Annotated in this window: 3 protein-coding genes; all 3 read left to right on the forward strand. The window is 70.9% G+C overall.

Translation table 11 applies throughout. The features are described 5' to 3' along the window. Positions 1-2: 2 nt before the first annotated feature. Genes BAU06_RS10700 through dltA form a run of 3 tightly spaced genes read left to right on the forward strand, consistent with a single transcriptional unit; the run spans position 3 to position 20,313 of the window. Positions 3-3,536 (forward strand): non-ribosomal peptide synthetase, encoded by a 3,534-nt coding sequence (locus tag BAU06_RS10700; protein ID WP_066348465.1) that lies wholly within the window; start codon positions 3-5, stop codon positions 3,534-3,536. Continuing rightward, positions 3,533-11,464, forward strand: coding sequence for a non-ribosomal peptide synthetase (locus BAU06_RS10705; RefSeq protein ID WP_066348469.1), 7,932 nt, complete (start codon positions 3,533-3,535; stop codon positions 11,462-11,464). The genes BAU06_RS10700 and BAU06_RS10705 overlap by 4 nt, the downstream gene beginning before the upstream one ends. Continuing rightward, positions 11,464-20,313: a D-alanine--poly(phosphoribitol) ligase subunit DltA gene (gene dltA / locus BAU06_RS10710; RefSeq protein ID WP_066348471.1), complete on the forward strand. Its 8,850-nt coding sequence runs from the start codon at positions 11,464-11,466 to the stop codon at positions 20,311-20,313. Before BAU06_RS10705 ends, dltA begins: the two co-directional genes overlap by 1 nt. The last annotated feature ends 4 nt before the right edge of the window (positions 20,314-20,317 follow it).

Here is a 20,317-nt window from a genome sequence, read left to right on the forward strand (position 1 = left end):
GCATGGAATTCGAATCGGCCGGCATGGCGGCCCCGCAGGGTCATCTTCCCTTGAGCCCTGAACAGCGCGCCGTGGTGGCGGAAGGGCAGGCCGAGGCCCTGCGCGTGGCCCTTGTGGCGCTGGAGGGCGCGGTGGACGCGGCGCGCATGCGGCAGGCGCTGGATCGCCTGGCATGGCGGCATGACGCCTTGCGCCATGCCTATGCGAGCGTGCCAGGCTACAGGGGATTGCGGCTCCTGCCTGGCGCCGCGCCCGGCTGGCAATGGGAGACCATCGAGGCGGCGGACGATATCCACCATGCGCCGGGGCCGGACCAGGCAATGGCATGGGCCGCGGCGTGGCGGCAGCACGCCGAACAGCCTCGACAATCGACACCGGCGCATGCGTCCCCGGCGTTGCGCGCCGCGCTATGGTCGGCCGGGAGCGAACGCGGCCTGCTGGCCATCGCCGTGCCGGCGCTGGCGGCGGATAGCGGTTCGCTGCGCATCCTGGTCCATGACCTGGCGCGCTGCTATGAGGAGCCCGGCGCCGAGGTCGAAACGACTTTCGCCTATACGGAATACGTACAGTGGCGCCGCGAACTGGACGAGGATGAAGCCGAGGCCGCGGCGGGCCGCCGTTATTGGGCCGAGTACCTGGCGGCGCATGCGGCGCGCCGCGGTCCCGCGCTGGGGTATCGCGCGGCGGCCGGTGGCGAAGGTGAGGAAGGTGCCGAAGGTGCCGAAGGTGCTGAAGGTGCTGAAGGTGCTGAAGGTGCTGAAGGTGCTGAAGGGGCTGAAGGTGCTGAAGGGGCTGAAGGGGCCGAAGGCGCCGCCATGCGTCCGGATCCCGTGACGATCGCCGTCCCGCTGGCGCCGCCCATCGTCCTGGCCTTGCGCGGCACGGCCCGCCACCTGGGCATTTCCATGGACGTGCTGATGCAGGCGGCATGGTGGGCGACGCTGGGGCGGCTTGCGGGCGGCTGGGCTTTCCTGGGCGGCTGGCAGCACGACTGCCGCCGCGATTACGCCATGCTGGCCGGTTCGATCGGCGTGTACGAAAAGATCCTGCCGGTGGCGTTGGACTGGCGGGCCGGCACGCCTTTTTCGGATTGCGCGATGTCGCTCGCCGCCACGCTGGCCGGCCATATCCAGGCGCAGGAGTACTGGGCCGTCGATGCGCCGGCCGGCACCGGGCATCTGGGGGCAGGGTTCCAATACATCGACGAACCCCACCTGACCGGTGCATCGCTCTGCTGGTCGCCGCGCGAAATGCCCGGGCCGGCGCCGGCGTTCGAGCTGGCCATGCAGGTGGGCATGCGCGCGGAAGAGGCGCGACTGGCGCTGTCGTATGCCGGCCAGCGCTATCCGGCGTGGGCGATGCAGGCCTTGCTGGCGCAGTACGCGGCCTTGCTCGCCCATGTGGCGGAAGCGCCCGGCACGCCTTTGGCTGGCTTGCGCCTGCTGGACGAGCCCGCGCGGCAGGCCCTGCTGTCGCGCCAGGGAGAGCCGCTGGACGTGGGATCGCATGCACTGCCGGCCGTGATCGCGCGCTGGGCGCGCACCCACCCGGATGCGCTGGCGCTGCGCGATGCGCGCCAGGAATTGTCCTATGCGGATCTGGAGCGCCGCGTGGCGGGCATGGCCGCGGCACTGCGCCGGCTGGGCCTGCGCCGTGGCCATATCGCCGCCTTGCGCCTGCCGCGCGATGCGGAACTGGTGGTCGCGATGTTGGCGGCATGGCGCTGCGGGGCGGCGTATCTGCCCCTGGAGCCGGACTGGCCGGACGCGCGCTGCGCCGCCATCGTGCAGGCCGCGCGGCCGGGATGCGTGGTGGTGGCCTCCGGCGTACCGGACGGCGCGGCGGCGGCATGGGCGGGCAGCCTGCCGGTGGCGACGCTGCGCGACCTGGTGGAAGGGGACGATCCGCACGCCGCGCCGGCGCCACAGGAACAGGTTCCCGGGCTGGACGACATTGCCTACGTGCTGTTCACGTCGGGCTCCACCGGCGAGCCCAAGGGCGTGCCCATCGCCCACCGCCAACTGCTGAACTACGTCGCGGCGGCCAGCCACGCCATGGGTCTGGGACAGTCGCGCCGATGGGCGCTGACCGGTACCGTCGCCGCCGACCTGGGCAACACCGCCCTGTTCGGCGCGCTGTACAACGGCGGCGCGCTTGTCGTGGCCGCGCCGGACGATATGCGCGACGGCCGCGCCTTCGCGCGCTTCCTGGCGGCGCACGCCATCGACGGCATAAAGATCGTTCCTTCTCACCTGGAGGCCCTGCTGGACGACGAGCACGCCATCCTGCCCGCGCGCATCGTGCTGGGCGGCGAGGCGGCGTCCGCCGCGCTGGTGCGGCGCATCGCGGCATTGGCGCCGCATTGCGCCCTGTACAACCACTACGGTCCCACGGAGTCCACGGTAGGGGTGATGATCCATGCCGTCGGGACGGCGGAGGCCGCGGCCGGCACGGCGCCGACGGCCGCGGACGCCATGGATACCGTGGCCGCGGCGACGGGCCCCGGGCGCGACGGCATGCTCCCCTTGACCCGGGTGCTGGCCAATTGCCGCGTGTACGTCCTGGAGGCCGATATGTCGCCCACGCCGACCGGCGGCATCGGCCAGGTCTATCTGGGCGGCGCGCAACTCTGCGACGGCTACCTGGGCGGACGCGCCTCCGACGCCTTTGTCGACGACCCGTACCGGCCGGGCGAACGCCTGTACCGCTCCGGCGACCTGGCTTGCGTCCTGGCGGACGGCGCCATCCGGCTTGCCGGCCGCGCCGACGATCAGGTGAAGATACGTGGCCATCGGGTCGAACCGGCGGAGGTCGAGGCCCGCCTGCTCGCCTTGCCCGACGTGCGCCAGGCGGCGGTCGTGGCCGTGCCGGCGCCCGGCGGCGCGGCATTGACGGCCTTCGTGGTCGCCAAGGCGGCGAGCGATGCGCACGCGCCGGACACGCCGGCCGGGATAGGCGCTACCGATCCCGCGCGGATCGGGCAGGGCGCCGGGATCGAGCACGACGCTCTTATCGAGCATGGCCGGCAGGTCGACCACTGGCGACGACAGTTGTCCGCCACGCTGCCCGATCCCATGCTGCCCTCGCGCATCGTCGTCCTGCCGGCGTTTCCGCGGCTGGCCAACGGCAAGATAGACCGCCAGGCGCTGGCCGCCCGGGCGCGCCAGGAGACGGCGCACGGCCCCGCGCGGGCCACCGCGCCGCGCGACGCCTTGGAGGCCGTCGTGGCAAGCCGCTTCGCGGAACTGCTCGATCGTCCCGCGCTGGCCATGGACGAGGACTTTTTCGCCGCGGGCGGGCATTCCCTGCTGGCGATCAAACTGGTGACGCGCCTGCGCAAGGCGCTGAAGGTGGAGCTGCCCCCGGCCGCCGTATTCGACCATCCCACCGCCGCCGCGCTGGCCGCCGAGCTGCGCCGCCGCGCGCCGGACCCGGCCATGCTCGATCGCATCGCCCAGGCCCGCAAGGCGCTGGACGCAATGACACCGCAGCAGCGGGCCGCCTTGGCGACCGCGCAGGAGGACGTACGGCCATGAGCGACAGCCGGGATGTGGATCTGTTAAGGGCCCTGTTGGCCGAGGACGAGGGCGATACCGCGGGTCCCGCGGCCGCGCAGGGGGATGAAGGCGATCCGCTGCCACCTGCCCAAGCCGACGCGCAGGGCTGGACCCGGATGTCGCCCGCGCAGCGCCAGTTGTGGTTCCTGCATCGCTACGCGCCGTCTTCCACCGCCTACAACCTGCCGCGGGCCTTCCTGCTGCGCGGGCCGCTGGACGCCGATGCGCTGCGGCATGCCTTCGATGCCGTGGCGCGGCGGCACGCGATCCTGCGCACCCGCTTTGGCGAGGTCGACGGCGTGCCCATGCAGCGCGTCGACCCCGCCGGCCGCTGCGACTTCGCCAGGCATGATTTCTCCAGCCTGCCGGCCGCCGATCGGGATGCGCAACGCGATGCGTGCCTGGCCGCGCTGACGCAGCACCGCTTCGATCTGGAGGGCGGCTTTCCGCTGGTGGCCTGCCTGATCCGCCTGGACACGGAAACGCATGTGCTGGCCTGGTGCCTGCATCACATCGCCTCGGATGCCTGGTCCAATCCCGTCTTCGCGCGCGACCTGGCGCGTGCCTATGCGGCGGCGCGCGATGGGCAGGAAGCCTTGCCCGGCTTGCGGCGCCAGTACGCCGATTACGCCGCATGGCAGGACGAGCGGGCGGCGCGCGGCGCCTGGTCCGACGCCGTCGACTATTGGGACCGCCACCTGGGCCGGGACGTCCCGGCGCTTGCGCTGCCCGCCGATCATGCGCGGCCGGCCGATATCGGCTTCGCCGGGGCCGCGCACTACTTCGACGTGCCGTCGGCCTTGTCGCGATCCTTGCGCGCGTATTGCGCGTCCGCGCGCTGCACCCCTTTCGTGGTGCTCTTCGCCGCCTGGCAGGTGCTGCTGGCGCGCTACGCCGGACAGCGGTGCTTCGCCATCGGCGTGCCCTCCGCCGGCCGCATGCTGCCGGCCTGCCAGGACATGGTGGGCTTCTTCGTGCAGACCCAGGTGTTCAAGGCGGATATCGATCCGTCGTCCACCCTGGAACAGGTGTGCCGCAAGGTACGCGACGATGCGCGCGCGGCGATGGATCATGCGGACCTGCCGCTGGACCTGCTGCTGGAACGGCGCCAGCTTGCGCGCGATGGCGGGCCGCATCCGCTGTTCCAGGCGATGTTCGGCCTGCAGGCCACCGACGGCGCGCCGGAGCTCGTGTTGAAGGATCTGGCGGCGACCCGCCTTCGCCTGCCCGAGCGCGCCGCGAAATTCGAGTTGTCGCTGGATTTCCTGCTGGACGAAGCGCGCTGGAACGATGCCTCCGGACAGGCGCTGCTCGCCCGCCTGGAGTACAACACCGCGCTGTTCGGCGAGACCACCGCGCGGCGCCTGGCGGCGCGTTTCCTGGTCGTGCTGGGCGAGATGGTCGAACGCCCGGCGCTGCGGGTCGACCATCTGGACATCGTGCTGCCCGAGGAAGCGGCCTTGCTGCGCCGCTGGAGCCAGGGCGGACCGGCGCTGACGCCCTTGCCGCCGGTGCATGTCGCGGTGGCGGAGCAGGCCCGGATCAGGCCCGGCGCGGTCGCGCTGGAGGCCGATGGCGCGGTGCTGACCTATGCCGACGTCGACGGACGGGCCAATGCGCTGGCGCATCGCCTGGCGGCGCTGGGCGCGGGGCCGGACGTGCCCGTGGCCATCATGCTGGAGCGCTCGGTGGAGATGGTCGTCGGCCTGCTCGCCATCCTGAAGGCCGGCGCGGCCTATGTGCCGCTGGATCCCGACTATCCCGTGGACCGGCTTGCCTACATGCTGCAGGACTGCGGCAGCCGCCTGTTGCTGCGGCGCGGCGAGGCGCCGCGCGGATTGCGCGTGCCGCCCGGCATTACCGGGATCGACCTGGCGCGCGAGGCGGCCGGCACGTGCCCGCGGGCGCCGGCCGTGCGCCTGCACGACGACAACCTGGCCTACATCATCTACACCTCCGGCTCGACGGGGCGGCCCAAGGGCGCGGGCAATCGCCACGGCAGCCTGGCTAATCGCATCGCGTGGATGCAGCGCGAGTACGGTTTGACCGCCGATGACGCGGTGCTGCAGAAGACGCCGTTCGGCTTCGATGTCTCGGTGTGGGAGTTCTTCTGGCCGCTGACGGCGGGCGCGCGGCTGGTCATGGCGGCGCCGGGCGAGCACCGCGATCCCGCGCGCCTGGCCGACCGCATCGCGCGCCATGGCGTCACGACGCTGCACTTCGTGCCTTCCATGCTGCAGGCTTTCCTGGCCGACGGCCAGGCCGGCCAGTGCCGTACGCTGCGCCGCGTCCTGTGCAGCGGCGAGGCCCTGCCGGGCGATGCGCGCGACACTGTGCGGCGCGAGATGCCCTGGGTCGCGCTGAACAACCTGTACGGCCCCACCGAGGCGGCCATCGATGTGACGCACTGGACCTGCGGCGCATCGGATAACGGCGGTGTTCCCATCGGCCGTCCGATCGCCGGCCTGCGTACCTGGATACTGGATGCGTCGCTGAATCCGGTTCCGCCTGGCGTGCCGGGCGAGCTCTACCTGGGCGGCGCCGGCCTGGCGCGCGGCTATGCGGGGCGCGCGGGGCTGACCGCGGACCGCTTCGTCGCCGATCCGCATGGACCGCCGGGCGCGCGCCTGTATCGCACGGGCGACCTGGCGGCCTGGCGTGCCGACGGCCAGATCGTCTACCACGGCCGCACGGACCATCAAATCAAGATACGCGGCCTGCGCGTGGAGCTGGGCGAAGTGGAGGCCTGCCTGCTGATGCATCCCGACGTGGCGGCCGCCGTGGCGGTGGCGCACGCGGGCCACGCCGCGACCCGGCTGGTGGCCTACGTCACGCCGGCGGCGCGGCGCGCGCCGGACGTGGGGGCACTGCGCGAGGCGCTGGCGGCGCGGCTGCCGGACTACATGGTGCCGGCCGCCATCGTGGTGCTGCCCAGCCTGCCGCTGAATGCCAACGGCAAGCTCGACCGCAAGGCGCTGCCCGCGCCGGAATTCGCGGGCGCCGCCTCGTACGAGCCGCCGATGGGCGAACTCGAGACGCTGCTGGCGGCGGTATGGGGCCAGGTGCTGGGCGTGCCGCGCGTGGGTCGCCTGGACAACTTCTTCGAGCTGGGCGGCGACTCCATCCTGGGCCTGAAGGTCGTGGCCGGCCTGCGCAAGGCCGGCTGGTCCATCACGCCTCGGGATGTGATGGAACGCCAGACCGTCGCTGCCCTGGCGGCGATGGCGCATCCGCTGGCAAAGGTGGCGGGCACGCTGGCGGCGAGCGGCGAGGCCGCTTTGTCGCCCATCCAGCGGTGGTTCTTCGATACGCCCATGCCGGCGCGCGACCGCTGGAATCAATCCGTGCTGTTGCGGCCCACCGCAACGGTCGACCTGGCCGCCTTGCGTGTGGCGATGCAGGCGGTCATGCTGCATCACGACGCATTCCGCCTGCGCTACGTCCGCCAGGCCGACGGCGCCTGGGCGCAACGCTATGCGGCGCAGGGCACGCCGCCGCCCGGACTGGAATGCGTGGACCTGTCCGGCGCCGCCGATGCGACGCGCGCGATCCATGATGCCGGCGAGCGGATCCAGCAGGGCCTGGACCTGCGAGCCGGGCCGGTCACGCGGGCAGCGTGGCTGGACCTTGGTGGCGAGCGTGGCGGCCGCCTGCTGTGGGTGGCGCATCACCTGGTCGTGGACGCCGTGTCCTGGCAGATACTGCTGGACGATCTGCACACCGCCTATGAACAGGCCCGTGGCGGGCAGCCGCCGAGACTGCCCGCCACGGGCGCCAGCTACGGCGCCTGGACCGACGCCCTGGCGGCGTATCGCCAGCGCGCGGCGACGCGGGCACAGCGCGATATCTGGCGCGGGCTATGCGGGCCCGCCGAGCCGCCACTGCCCGCGCGCGATCCAAACGGTTGCAATACCGTGCGGACCGCGCGCACCGTCCAGGCGGTCCTGGACCGGGATGCAAGCGAAGCGCTGCTCGCGGCGGCGGCGCGCAGCCATCGCGCCCACGCGCACGAAGCCCTGCTGGCCGGCCTGGCGCTGGCCTTGTGCGAATGGACGGGCCGGGACAGCGTACTGGTGGAAGTGGAAGGCCACGGCCGCGAGGACGTGGTGGCGGACCTGGACGTGACGCGCACGGTGGGGTGGTTCACCGCGCTCTATCCGGTGCGGCTGGCGCCGGGCGCGGGCGATGCGGCCGCCGCCCTCGCGGCGGTGAAGACCCAGCTGCGCGGCATCCCCGACAAGGGACTGGGCTATGGCGCCCTGCGCGCGGCAGGCATGCTGGACGGGGTCGCGGCGCCGCAGGTGACCTTCAACTATCTGGGCCGGCTGGACGGCACGCTGCGCGGCTGGACCTGGGCGGAGGAATCCGCCGGCTCGGACCGCGATCCGGACAGCCCGCGGCGGACCTGGCTGGATGTCGGGGTATCGGTGCGCGACGGCGCCCTGCATGTCGCCTGGACCTATAGCGCGGCGATATTCGACGATGCCAGCATCGAGACGCTGGCGGGGCGCTATCTGGCGCGCTTGCGCGATCTGGCGCGGGCCTGCGGGCAAGCGGCGGCGGGCGCCTTGCAGGCTTCCGACTTCCCGCTGGCGGGGCTGGATCAGGCGCAACTGGATGGCCTGGCGCTCGATGCCGCCAAGGTCGCGGATATCTATCCGCCGACGCCGCTGCAGCACGGCTTGTTGTTGCACACGCTGATGAAGCCGCGGTCCGGGATGTACCTGATGCAGGACCGTTATCGTTTCGCGCTGCGTATCGACGCGGATGCGATGCTCGCGGCCTGGCGCCTGCTGGGCCGGCGCCACGAGGCCCTGCGCGCCGGTTTCGCCTGGCGTGGCGGCGCGGCCCCCATGCAGATCATTCATCATGACGTCGGCGCGCCGGTGGAGGTCCTGGACTGGCGCGGCATGGAGGCCGCCGACGGCGCGGCCCGCATGCAGGCCACGCTGGCCGATGAATTGGCCGCGGGCTACGACATGAGCCGCGCGCCGCTGTGGCGGGTACGCTTGTTCCGCCTGGCCGACGCGGACCGGATGGTGTTGAGCTATCACCACATCCTGATGGACGCATGGTGCCGCTCCCTGCTGCTGGCGGATTTCTTCCGGGCCTACAAGGCGTTCCGCGATGGCGACGCGCCGCGGCTGCCGGCGACGCGGCCCTATCGCGATTTCATCGCCTGGCTCGCGCGCCGCGACAAGGAGGCCGCGCGCGGCTACTGGCGCCAGGTCCTGGCGGGGTATGCCGCGCTCACCCCCTTGCCGATGCCCGGCCCGGCGGGCGCCAGCGCATCGGTCGATGCCGTCGAAGCCGTGGACGCGGTGTTGCGGTTGACCGCCGACGACACGGCGGCCTTGCAGAAAGCGGCGCAGCGCGCGCAACTGACGCTCAATACCTACGTGCAGGGCGCCTGGGCGCTGCTTCTGGCGCGCTGCGCCGGGGTAGAGGATGTGCTGTTCGGCGTCACGGTCGCCGGCCGTCCGGCGGACCTGGACGGGGTGCACGATACCGTCGGCCTGTTCATCAACACGCTGCCGCTGCGGGTGGCGGTGCCGTCCGGTGCGCGCGCCGCCGCCTGGCTGCGCGACGTACAGGCCGCCAATGCGGCCATGCGGGAGCACGAACACCTGTCCTTGCCCGAAATCCAGTCGCTGGCGGCGGACCTGCCGCGCGGCACGAACCTGTTCGACACGCTGTTCGTCTTCGAGAACGCGCCGCTGGATAGCGCGATGCTGGCCGATGCCGAGCAGCTGGGCTTGTCCGCCGATGGGGCGCGCACGCACACGAATTACGCATTGACGGCGGTGGCCAAGCCCGGCGCGCGGCTGGGCCTGCAGATCACCTACGATCCCGGGCGCTACGGGGCCGCCGCCATGCAGCGGCTGTTGCAGTGCTGGGGGCACATCGCGCTGGATCTGGCCATGCGGCCCGACGCGGTCCTGGGCGATATCGCCTTGCTGCCCGCCGCGGAGTCGCGACGCCTGCTGGCCCTGGGGCAAGGGGCGGAGCCGGCATCGCCGCTGGACGCCGGCTATGCGCCGTTGTTCGAGCAGGCCGCCCGGCATTACCCCGAGCGCATCGCCGTTCGCGCACCCGATGCCTGCCTGAGCTACGACGCGCTGAACCGCCGCGCCGACCGCCATGCCCAGGTGCTGGCGGCGCATGGCGTCGGCCGCGACCAGGTGGTCGCCATCCTGGCCGAGCGCGGCGCCGGGATGCTCGCCAGCGTGCTGGCCGCGTTCAAACTGAACGCGGCCTATCTTGGCCTGGACCCGTCGTTGCCGCCGCGCCGTATCGCCCAAGTGCTGGAGCTGGCGGGCGTGCGCGTGCTGGCGGTATCGGCCCAGGCGGCCGCCATGCTGGGCGACGCCGGGCTGGCGATGCTGCCCGCGTCGATACGGATCGTGCATGAAGAAGCGTTCGAGCGTGAGGAAGCCGGCGCCCATACGGGCCGGGCGCGCGCCGCGCCGCATCCGGATCAGGCGGCGTACGTGATCTTTACCTCCGGATCGACGGGCGAGCCCAAGGGCGTGGTGGTGACCTCGCGCGGCATGCTCAACAACCAGTTGAGCAAGGTGCCGTATCTGGGGCTGGGCCCCGAGGACGTCATCGCGCAAACCGCCTCGCAGAGTTTCGATATCTCCGTCTGGCAGCTGCTGGCGGGCCTGCTGTGCGGCGCCTGCGTGCGCATCGTTCCCGATGCCGTGGCCCGGGACCCGGCCGCGCTGCTGCGCCAGGTGCGGGAAGACGGCATAACGGTGCTGGAGTGCGTGCCGACGCTGATCCAGGGCATGTTGCTGCAGGATCCGGTGGACCTGCCCCGGCTGCGCTGGCTGCTGCCCACGGGAGAGGCCACGCCGATGGCGCTGGCCCGCGCGTGGCAGCAGCGCTATCCGGGCATCGCCCTGGTCAACGCCTATGGCCCGGCCGAATGCGCGGACGACGTCGCGCTATACCGCATGCCGGCCGTCGCGGACGATGCCGGCGCGGGATCGGTGCTGGCCATCGGCAGCCCCACCGACCACACACGGCTGTACGTGGTCGACGATTCCCTGTCGCCGCTGCCGGCCGGCGTGGTGGGCGAGCTGTGCGTGGCGGGCGTCGGCGTGGGACGCGGGTATCTGCATCGCGCGGCGGCCACGGCGGAACGCTACGTGGCCGATCCGCTGGCCGCGGTGCCCGGGGCGCGCATGTACCGCACGGGCGATCTGGCGCGCTTTCGCGAAGACGGTGTCCTGGAGTACGCGGGACGCGCGGACCACCAGGTCAAGGTGCACGGCTTCCGTATCGAGCTGGGCGAGATCGATGCGCAGCTGGCCCGGCTGCCGTCGGTGCGCCAGGCGGTGGTGGCGGCCCGGGACGACGGCCAGGGCGGGCGCCGCCTGGTCGCCTATGTGGTTGCGCGCGAGCCCGGCGCGACCGCGACGCAGTCGGCGCGGGATCGCTGGCTGGGCGATCTGCGCGCGAGCCTGGCCCTGGCCCTGCCGGCCTACATGGTGCCCGGCCTGTGGATGGCGCTCGATGCGCTTCCGCTCAGCGCCAACGGCAAGATCGACCGCAAGGCGCTGCCCGCGCCGGCGCCCCGCGACACAGGTGGCGGCCACGTGGAGCCGGCCGGCGAGCAGGAACGGCGCGTGGCGGAGATCTGGTCGCAAGTGCTGGGCGTACCCCGGGTGGGACGGCACGACAGCTTTTTCGAGCTGGGCGGACATTCGCTGATGGTGATGCAGGTGGTCGCGCGCATCCAGCGCGAACTGCATGTGGACGTACCGCTGACGGCCTTGTTCGAGGCGCAAACCCTGGCGGCCTTCGCCGCGCGGGTGGATGGGGCGTCGGCGGCCGCCGCCGACCATGACCAGGCGCTGCGGCGCATGGACGACTTCCTGGATACGCTGGAGGCGATGTAATGGACCAGACCCTGGCGCGTCGCGTCGCCGCCAAGTTCATGGCGCTGGCGCCGGCGCAGCGCCGCGTGGCCTACAGGCAGATGCGGGACTCCGGCATGGAACCGGCGCAACTGCCTATCCTGCCTCGCGACCGGGCGGCGGCAATGTCGCATGCGCAGCGCCGGCTATGGTTCCTGTGGCGCATGGATCCCGCAGACGCCACCTATCATCTGCCGGGCGCCCTAAGGCTGAAGGGCGCGGTGGACGCAGGCGCTGTGCGAGCCGCCCTGGAAGCGGTACGCGCGCGGCATGCCGCTTTGCGCACCCGATTCGTGGCCGACGAGGCCGGCCTGGCGGCGCCGGTGGTGGACGATGACGCGTCCCTCGTGCTGGCCCGCGAGGATCTGCGCGCCGGCGGCGGCGCGGACGATTCCGCCGCGGACCGCGAACAGCGCGCCGCTGCATTGGCACGGGACTGGCTGGCCCGTCCCTTCGACCTGACGGCCGGGCCGCTGTTGCGCGCGGGCCTGATCCAGCTGGCGGATGACGAGTATCTGCTGGTCATCGCGATGCACCACATCGTGTCGGATGGCTGGTCCGTGCGGCTGGCGCTGGAGGACTTCGCCGCCGCGTACGCGGCCTTGCATGCGGGCGGCACGGCGCGGCTGCAGGCTCCGCCGGCCATCGCCTACACGGACTACGCCGCCTGGCAGGCCGAGCTGCTGGACGCGGGGGAGCAGAAGCGCCAGCTGCTGTATTGGCGCGAGTATCTGGGCGACGAGCAAGCGGAGTTGCACCTGCCCTGCGATTTGGCACCGTCGCCAGGCCCGCGCGTGGCCGCGCATGTGGCCGCCGAGCTGGACGCCGACATCGTGACGTCCTTGCGGACGCTGGCCCGCGCACGCGGCGATACGATGTTCATGCTATTGCTGGCGGGCTTCCAGGCCTTGCTGTACCGGCATACCGGACAGGAGGATATCCGCATCGGCGTGCCGGCAGCGGGCCGGCATCGCGCGGAAACGCAGGATGTCGTCGGCTTGTTCGTCAACACGCAGGTGCTGCGTGCGCAAGCGCGGGCGACGACCACGTTCGAGGATCTCGCCAGCGCGGCACGTGCCTCGGTACTGGGCGCGCAGGCCCATCCCGATCTTCCTTTCGATATCCTGGTCGATGCGCTGCGTCCCGAACGGGGTGTGGATCGCAACCCGCTGTTCCAGGTGCTTTTCAATCATCAGCCATCGACTGGTGCGGAAACGCTGGCGCTGCCGGGCCTGTCCTGCCGGGGCTATCCCTTGGGCGTGGCGGCGCTTCCGGTCGACCTGCAATGCGATACGGCCGACTATGCGGACGGCCGCGTCGGCTTCACGCTGCGCTACGCGCGGGATCGCTACCATGCCGCCACGATGCGGCGGCTGGCCGACCATTATGTCGCGCTGCTAAGGACGCTGGCGCGGTCGCCGGAAACCCGCGTGGTGGATGCGCCACTGCTCGCACCGCAGGAGATACAGACGCTGCGCACGTGGAGCGTCGGGCAGGACTTGGCCCCGGCGATGCGGGCGTGGCGGGAGTCGCCGGTCCATGCGGTGATAGCCGAGCAAGCGGCGCGCACGCCGGAGGCAGTCGCGGTGGTCATGGCGTCCGACGATTCGGCGGCTTCATTGACGCTGACTTATGTCGAACTGGAGCTTCAGTCCAACCGGCTGGCGCATCGGCTGCTGTCCTTGGGGGCTGGTCCGGAACGGTGCGTGGCCATCGCGGCGCAGCGCCATCCCTCGCTGGTCGTGAGTCTGCTGGCCGTGCTGAAGACGGGCGCGGCCTATGTGCCGCTGGATCCGGAGTATCCGGACGGGCGGCTGTCGAGCATGATCGAGGACAGCGCTCCGGCCTTGGTGCTGACGCAGTCGTGGCTGGCGCGACGGGTTCATGGCTGGATGCCGCAGCGGGATGACGCCGCCGATGCGCCTGTGCTGGAAGTCGACACGCTGGACCTGTCGGCCGAACCATCGCACGCCCCCGACATCGCGATCCATCCTGAGCAGGCCTGCTACGCGATCTACACCTCCGGATCGACGGGCAAGCCCAAGGGCGCGACCAACCGCCACGTCGGGCTGGGCAACCGGCTGGCATGGATGCAGCAGGCGTTTGGCCTGGGGCCGCGGGACACGGTGTTGCAGAAGACACCGTTCAGCTTCGACGTGTCGGTATGGGAGTTCTTCTGGCCCTTGATGGTGGGCGCGCGGCTGGCGCTGGCTGGCGTGGGCGAACATCGGGACGCAGAACGGCTGCTGGCGCGCATCGTGGAGCATGGCGTGAGCACGCTGCATTTCGTGCCCTCGATGCTGCATGCCTTCGTGGCGTACTGCGAGGCGCAGGCAGATGCACCGGCGCCCATTTCGTCGGCAGCCCTTACACCGGCACCCTCTTCATCGGCAGCACTTACATCGACACCCCTTACATCAGCAGCCCCTAAATCAACAGCCCCTACATCAACAGCCCCTACATCAATAGCCCTTACACCGGCACCACTTACACCGGCACCGCTGCTATCTTCCGCCCGCAGAGTGCTGCGCCAGGTCTTCTGCAGCGGCGAGGCCCTGCCCGCGGAGCTGTGCGAGCGATTCCAGGCGCTGTTCCCCGGCGTAGCGCTGCACAACCTGTACGGCCCCACGGAAGCGGCCATCGACGTCACGCACTGGAATTGCGCGCGGCCCAGCCCGGCGGGCGTGCCGATCGGCCGTCCGATCGCGGGCCTGCGCACGCACGTGCTGGATGCGCACTTGAACGAAGTGCCGCCCGGCGTGGCCGGAGAGCTGTACCTGGGGGGCATCGGCCTGGGGCGGGGCTACCTGGACCGCCCGGGCCTGAGCGCCGAACGCTTCGTCGCCGACCCTTTTGGCAGCGGCGAGCGGCTGTATCGCACGGGCGATCTGGCACGCTGGAATCACGAAGGCCAGCTGGAATACCTGGGCCGCCTGGATCACCAGGTCAAGCTGCGCGGCCAGCGCATCGAGCTGGGCGAGATCGAAGCGCAGCTGCTGGCGCAAGCGGGGGTGAAGCAGGCCGTGGTGCTGGCGCAGGCGGGGCCTGCGCCGTTCGAAGGACAGGCAAGGCATGGCAGCGCGCCGCGTACCGCGACCGGGCCGGGACCGCAATCCCACGGGCCTGCGCGGGCTGGCGCGCACGCTCCGGCGATGGCGTCCGACTCGACATCCGCCATCCTGGCATCGGCGCCCGTCGCATCCGCCACCGCGTCCCTGCGGCTGGTCGCCTACGTGACGCCAGCCACGCTGGACATCGCCACGCTGCGGCAGGCGCTGGAACGCACGCTACCCGCCTACATGGTGCCGTCCGCCTTCGTGACCCTGGATGCCTTGCCGATCACGGCCAATGGCAAGCTGGACCGCAAGGCGCTGCCGCAAGCCGAGTTCGCCGCCACGGGTGACTATGAGGCGCCACAAGGCCCCGCCGAAGAAGCCCTGGCGGCGATCTGGCAGGAGATCCTGGGCGTGCCACGCGTAGGGCGGCACGACAACTTCTTCGAGGTGGGCGGCGATTCCATCCTGAGCCTGCGGATCGTGGCCAGGCTGCGGCAGGCCGGCTGGCGGATCAGTCCGCGCCAGGTGTTCGAGCGTCAAAGCGTGGCGGCCTTGGCGCAGGTGGCGGTCCGCGTGGCGGGTGACGCGGTAACGAGCGGGGCAGTAAGCAGGGCCTTGAACCGGATCCCAGGCGGGACTACAGGCGGGGCGGCGAGCGGCATCGACAGCAGGACCGCAGTCGGGATCGCGGACGGGGTCAAACACGGGGTCAAACACGGGGTCACACACGGGATCACAGACGGGAGCGCAGACGGGATCGCGGGCGCGCAGGCGGTTGCGGTTGCGGTTGCGGTTGCGGACGAGGCACTGCCGGGCACCAACGTGCCTTTACTGCCCATCCAAGCACAGTTCCTGTCGCAGCCGCTGCCCAGCCACCATCACTGGAACCAGGCGGTGCTGCTGCGCAGCCAGACGGAGATCGACCTTGGCGCCCTGCATGGCGCGCTCTCGGCGGTGGTGGCGCATCACGATGCGCTGCGGCTGAGCTTTCGCCGCGGCGAAGACGGCCAGTGGGTGTCCGCCTATGCGGACGAGGCCGCGCGCGACGCATCCGCCGCGGTGTGGGACGTGTCCGCGGTCGACCGCGAGGACATCGAAGCGCATTGCGCACGGGCCCAGGCCAGCCTGGACATTACAGACGGGCCGTTGCTGCGGGCCGTGCGGATGCGGGTGGCCGATGGCAGCTGGCGCCTGCTGCTGGTAATCCATCACCTGGCGGTGGACGGCGTGTCCTGGCGCATCCTGCTGGAGGACCTTGGGCGGGCGTACGAAGCGCTGAGAAGGCAAGCGGCGCCCAAATTGCCGGCGCGCACGGCCAGCTATGGCGCATGGGCGCGGCACCTGCATGAGCAGGCGGAGGTCCATGCCGATGAAGCCCGGTATTGGATGGACTTGCCGGCCGGCGATGCGCCCATGCCGGACCAGCCGGGCGCCAGTGCGCGCGTGCGCGACCAGCGTCATGTCGAGGTCGGCCTGACCCGCGCGCAAACCCAGGCGCTGCTGCGGCAAGCGCCGGCGGCCTACCGCACGCAGGTCAATGACCTGCTGCTGGCCTCGCTCGCGCTGGCGCTGCGGCAATGGCGCGGGTTGGGCCGGGTGCGCATCGATCTGGAAGGCCACGGCCGGCAGGTGGCCGCGCTCGATATGGACGTCAGCCGCACGGTGGGATGGTTCACCGCGATCCACCCCGTGGTGCTGGAGACGGACGACGATCCGGCGCTTGCGATCCGCCGCACCAAGGAGCGGCTGCGGGCGGTGCCGCGCCACGGCATGGGCTACGGCGTGCTCGGTCGCTGGGGCGACGCCAAGGTGCGCCAGGCGCTGGCATCGGCGCCGCGCGGCTTCATCCTGTTCAACTACCTGGGCCAGTTCGATGCGGGTGTGGGTGGGGAGGGCGATTGGCGCATCGCGGGCGAGGACGTGGGACCGGGCCAGCTTGCCGAGGCGCCGCTGTCGCACGCGCTGACGATCAACGGCCGGGTCTACGACGGGCAGCTCTCGCTGTCGGTGGGCTATAGCGGCCAACAGTGGCGCGAGGACAGCATGCGGGAGCTGGCCGCGTGCTGGACGCAAGCGCTGGCGACGGTGATCGCGCACTGCACCAGCGGCGTGCAAGGGGTGACGCCGTCGGACTTCCCGCTGGCGGGGCTGACGCAGGCGGAGCTCGATGCCTTGCCGATCGGCTTGCCGGCCAGCCAATGGCAGGACATCTATCCGGTCACGCCGATGCAGGCGGGGATGTTGTTCCACTCGATGTATGAAAAGGACATCGAAGGCGCGGCTCGCCGCTCGGCGTCCGAGGCGGAATCGACTGCGCTGCCATATGTCGAGACCCAACCCTACATCAACCAATTGCGTGTGGATGTCCGCGGCCTGGACGGTGCCCGCTTCCAGGCGGCATGGGAGTCGGCCGTGGCGCGGCACGAGGTGCTGCGTACGGGCTTTCTCGCCCGTCCGGGCGCTGCCCTGCAATGGGTGGCGCGACAGGTGCGCCTGCCTTTCGAGCGGGCGCAGGTGCACGGCGATGACCGCGCCGTTGCCAAGCGGCTGGACGAACTTGCCGCGCGGCAGCGCGCGCCTGGCTTCGATCTGTCCTGCCCGCCCTTGATGCGCTGCATGCTGGTGCGGGTCAACGACGACTACGATCATTTCATCTGGACGCACCATCACCTGCTGCTGGACGGCTGGAGTACGTCGCAGTTGCTGGGCGAGGTCCTGAGCGACTACGCCGGCAAGCCGGTGGCGCGACCTACAGGACGTTATCGGGATTACCTGCACTGGCTATCGGGCCGCGACGAAGCGGCAACGCGCCATTATTGGATCGAACAGCTGCGAGAGCTGGAAGCGCCCACGTTGTTGGCGCGGAGCATTGCGCTGGCAGATATTGCGGGCTCCACTATCCAGGACCTCGATCCCGCTATCCCGGACCTCGGCCATGGCACGTGGACGGTGGATCTGGATGCCGAGCAGACCGAGGCCCTGGCCGCCCGCGCCCGAGCCGAGCGCGTGACGCTCAATACCCTGGTGCAGGCGGCCTGGTCCCTGGTGCTGGGGCTGCACACCGGCCAGGAAACCGTGGCCTTCGGTGCGACGACCTCCGGCCGGCCCGACGATCTGCCGGGCGTACAGCGCGTGCTGGGCCTGTACATCAATACGTTGCCCATGCTGGTGCGGCTGCCGGCGGACCAGCCGGTAGGCGACTGGCTGCGCGATCTGCAAGCGCGCAATGTGGCGGCCCGCGAGCACGAACACACGCCCTTGTATCAGGTACAGCGCTGGGCCGGGCAGGGCGGCCAGGCGCTGTTCGACACCTTGCTCGTATTCGAAAACTACCCCGTGGATGAGGCGCTCGGGCAATCGCTGTCCGGCGCACCGCGGTTCAGCCGTCTCGCTCTGGTCGAGCAGACCAACTATCCCCTGGCCCTGATCGTGTCGCGCCGCGAGGGCCTGCACATCGCCATCCGCCATGACCGTAGCCGTTGCGGCGCACGGACGATCGACCTGCTGGGCCAGCAGTTGCTGCGGGGCTTGCGGCAGCTGGCTAATGGACGGGGAAAGCTTGGCGCAATGACCCTGCTCTCCGGTCCCGAAAAGGCCGCGCTGCGGTCGTGGAGCGCTGGGGGACCACTGGCACCGGCCGTGCAGGCGTGGCGGGCGTCGCCGGTCCATGCGGTGATAGCCGAGCAAGCGGCGCGCACGCCGCAGGCGGTCGCGGTGGTCATGGCGTCCGACGATTCGGCGCCTTCATTGACGCTGACTTACGCGGAACTGGAGCTTCAGTCCAACCGGCTGGCGCATCGGCTGCTGTCCTTGGGCGCGGGCCCCGAGCGGCGCGTGGCCATCGCGGCGCAGCGCCATCCCTCGCTGGTCGTGAGCCTGCTGGCCGTTCTGAAGACGGGCGCGGCCTATGTGCCGCTGGATCCGGAGTATCCGGACGAGCGGCTGTCGGGCATGATCGAGGACAGCGCGCCCGCGCTGGTGCTGACGCAGTCCTGGCTGGCGCAGCGGGTTCGCGGCTGGATGCCGCAGGACGATCACGCGGCCGGCGCAAGGGCTGGCGGCGGTGCAGGGGGTGTGGATGCTGCGAGTACCGCGAGTGCCGCACCTGTTGCGAGTGCTTCCGGCGTTGCCGTCGCCACGCCTGTGCTGGAAGTCGACACGCTGGATCTGACGGCCGAGCCATCCCACGCCCCCGACATCGCGATCCATCCTGAGCAGGCCTGCTACGCGATCTACACCTCCGGATCGACGGGCAAACCGAAAGGCGCGACCAACCGCCACGTGGGTCTCGGCAACCGGCTGGCATGGATGCAGCAGGCGTTTGGCCTGGGGCCGCGGGACACGGTGTTGCAGAAGACACCGTTCAGCTTCGACGTGTCGGTATGGGAGTTCTTCTGGCCCTTGATGGCGGGCGCGCGGCTGGCGCTGGCTGGCGTGGGCGAACAACGGGACGCCGAGCGGCTGCTGGCGCGCATCGTGGAACACGGCGTCACCACACTGCATTTCGTGCCGTCGATGCTGCATGCCTTCGTGTCGTACTGCGAAGCGCAGGCCGATGCACCGGCATCCCTTTCATCGGCAGCCCTTACATCGGCGCCCTCTTCATCGGCAGCCCTTAAATCGGCACCGCTTACACCGGCACCCCTTACATCAATAGCCCCTACACCGGCACCGCTTACACCGGTATCGCCGCTGTCTTCAGCCCGCAAAGTGCTGCGCCAAGTGTTCTGCAGCGGCGAGGCCCTGCCCGCGGAGCTGTGCACGCGATTCCAGGCGCTGTTCCCCGGGGTAGCGCTGCACAACCTGTACGGCCCCACGGAAGCGGCCATCGACGTCACGCACTGGGATTGCGCGCGGCCCAGCCCGGCGGGTGTGCCGATCGGCCGTCCGATCGCGGGCCTGCGCGCGCACGTGCTGGATGCGCACTTGAACGAAGTGCCGCCGGGCGTGGCCGGAGAGCTGTACCTGGGGGGCATCGGCCTGGGGCGCGGCTACTTGGACCGCCCGGGCCTGAGCGCAGAACGCTTCGTCGCCGACCCTTTTGGCAGCGGCGAGCGGCTATATCGCACGGGCGACCTGGCACGCTGGAATCGCGAAGGCCAGCTGGAATACCTGGGCCGCCTGGATCACCAGGTCAAGCTGCGCGGCCAGCGCATCGAGCTGGGTGAGATCGAAGCGCAACTGCTGGCGCAAGCGGGGGTGAAGCAGGCCGTGGTGCTGGCGCAGGCCGGACCCGCGGCGTCCGACTCGCCATCCGCTACCCCATCCACCACCGCGTCCCTGCGCCTGGTCGCCTACGTGACGCCAGCCAGCCTGGACATCGCCGTGCTGCGCCAGGCGCTGGAGCGCACGCTGCCGGCCTACATGGTGCCATCCGCCTTCGTGACCCTGGATGCCTTGCCCATCACGGCCAATGGCAAGCTGGACCGCAAGGCGCTGCCGCAAGCCGGGTTCGCCGCCACCACCCACTATGAAGCGCCACAGGGCCCCGCCGAAGAAGCCCTGGCGGCGATCTGGCAGGAGATCCTGGGCGTGCCCCGCGTCGGCCGCCACGACAACTTCTTCGAACTGGGCGGCGACTCCATCACGGTGATGCAGGTCTGCGCGCAGCTCAGGCAGCGACATGGCGTGGATTTGGGCCTGCGGGCCGTGTTCGACGCGCCGGATATCGCCGGCCTGGCCGGCTTACCCATGCTGCGGGCCCTGGCCGCGAATGCCGGCCGGCACGACGACCTGGCGACCATCGACTCCCTGTTGAACGAATTGGAGATGTAGATAC

Source organism: Bordetella bronchialis, from assembly GCF_001676705.1.
GTDB classification, from domain to species: domain Bacteria; phylum Pseudomonadota; class Gammaproteobacteria; order Burkholderiales; family Burkholderiaceae_B; genus Bordetella_C; species Bordetella_C bronchialis.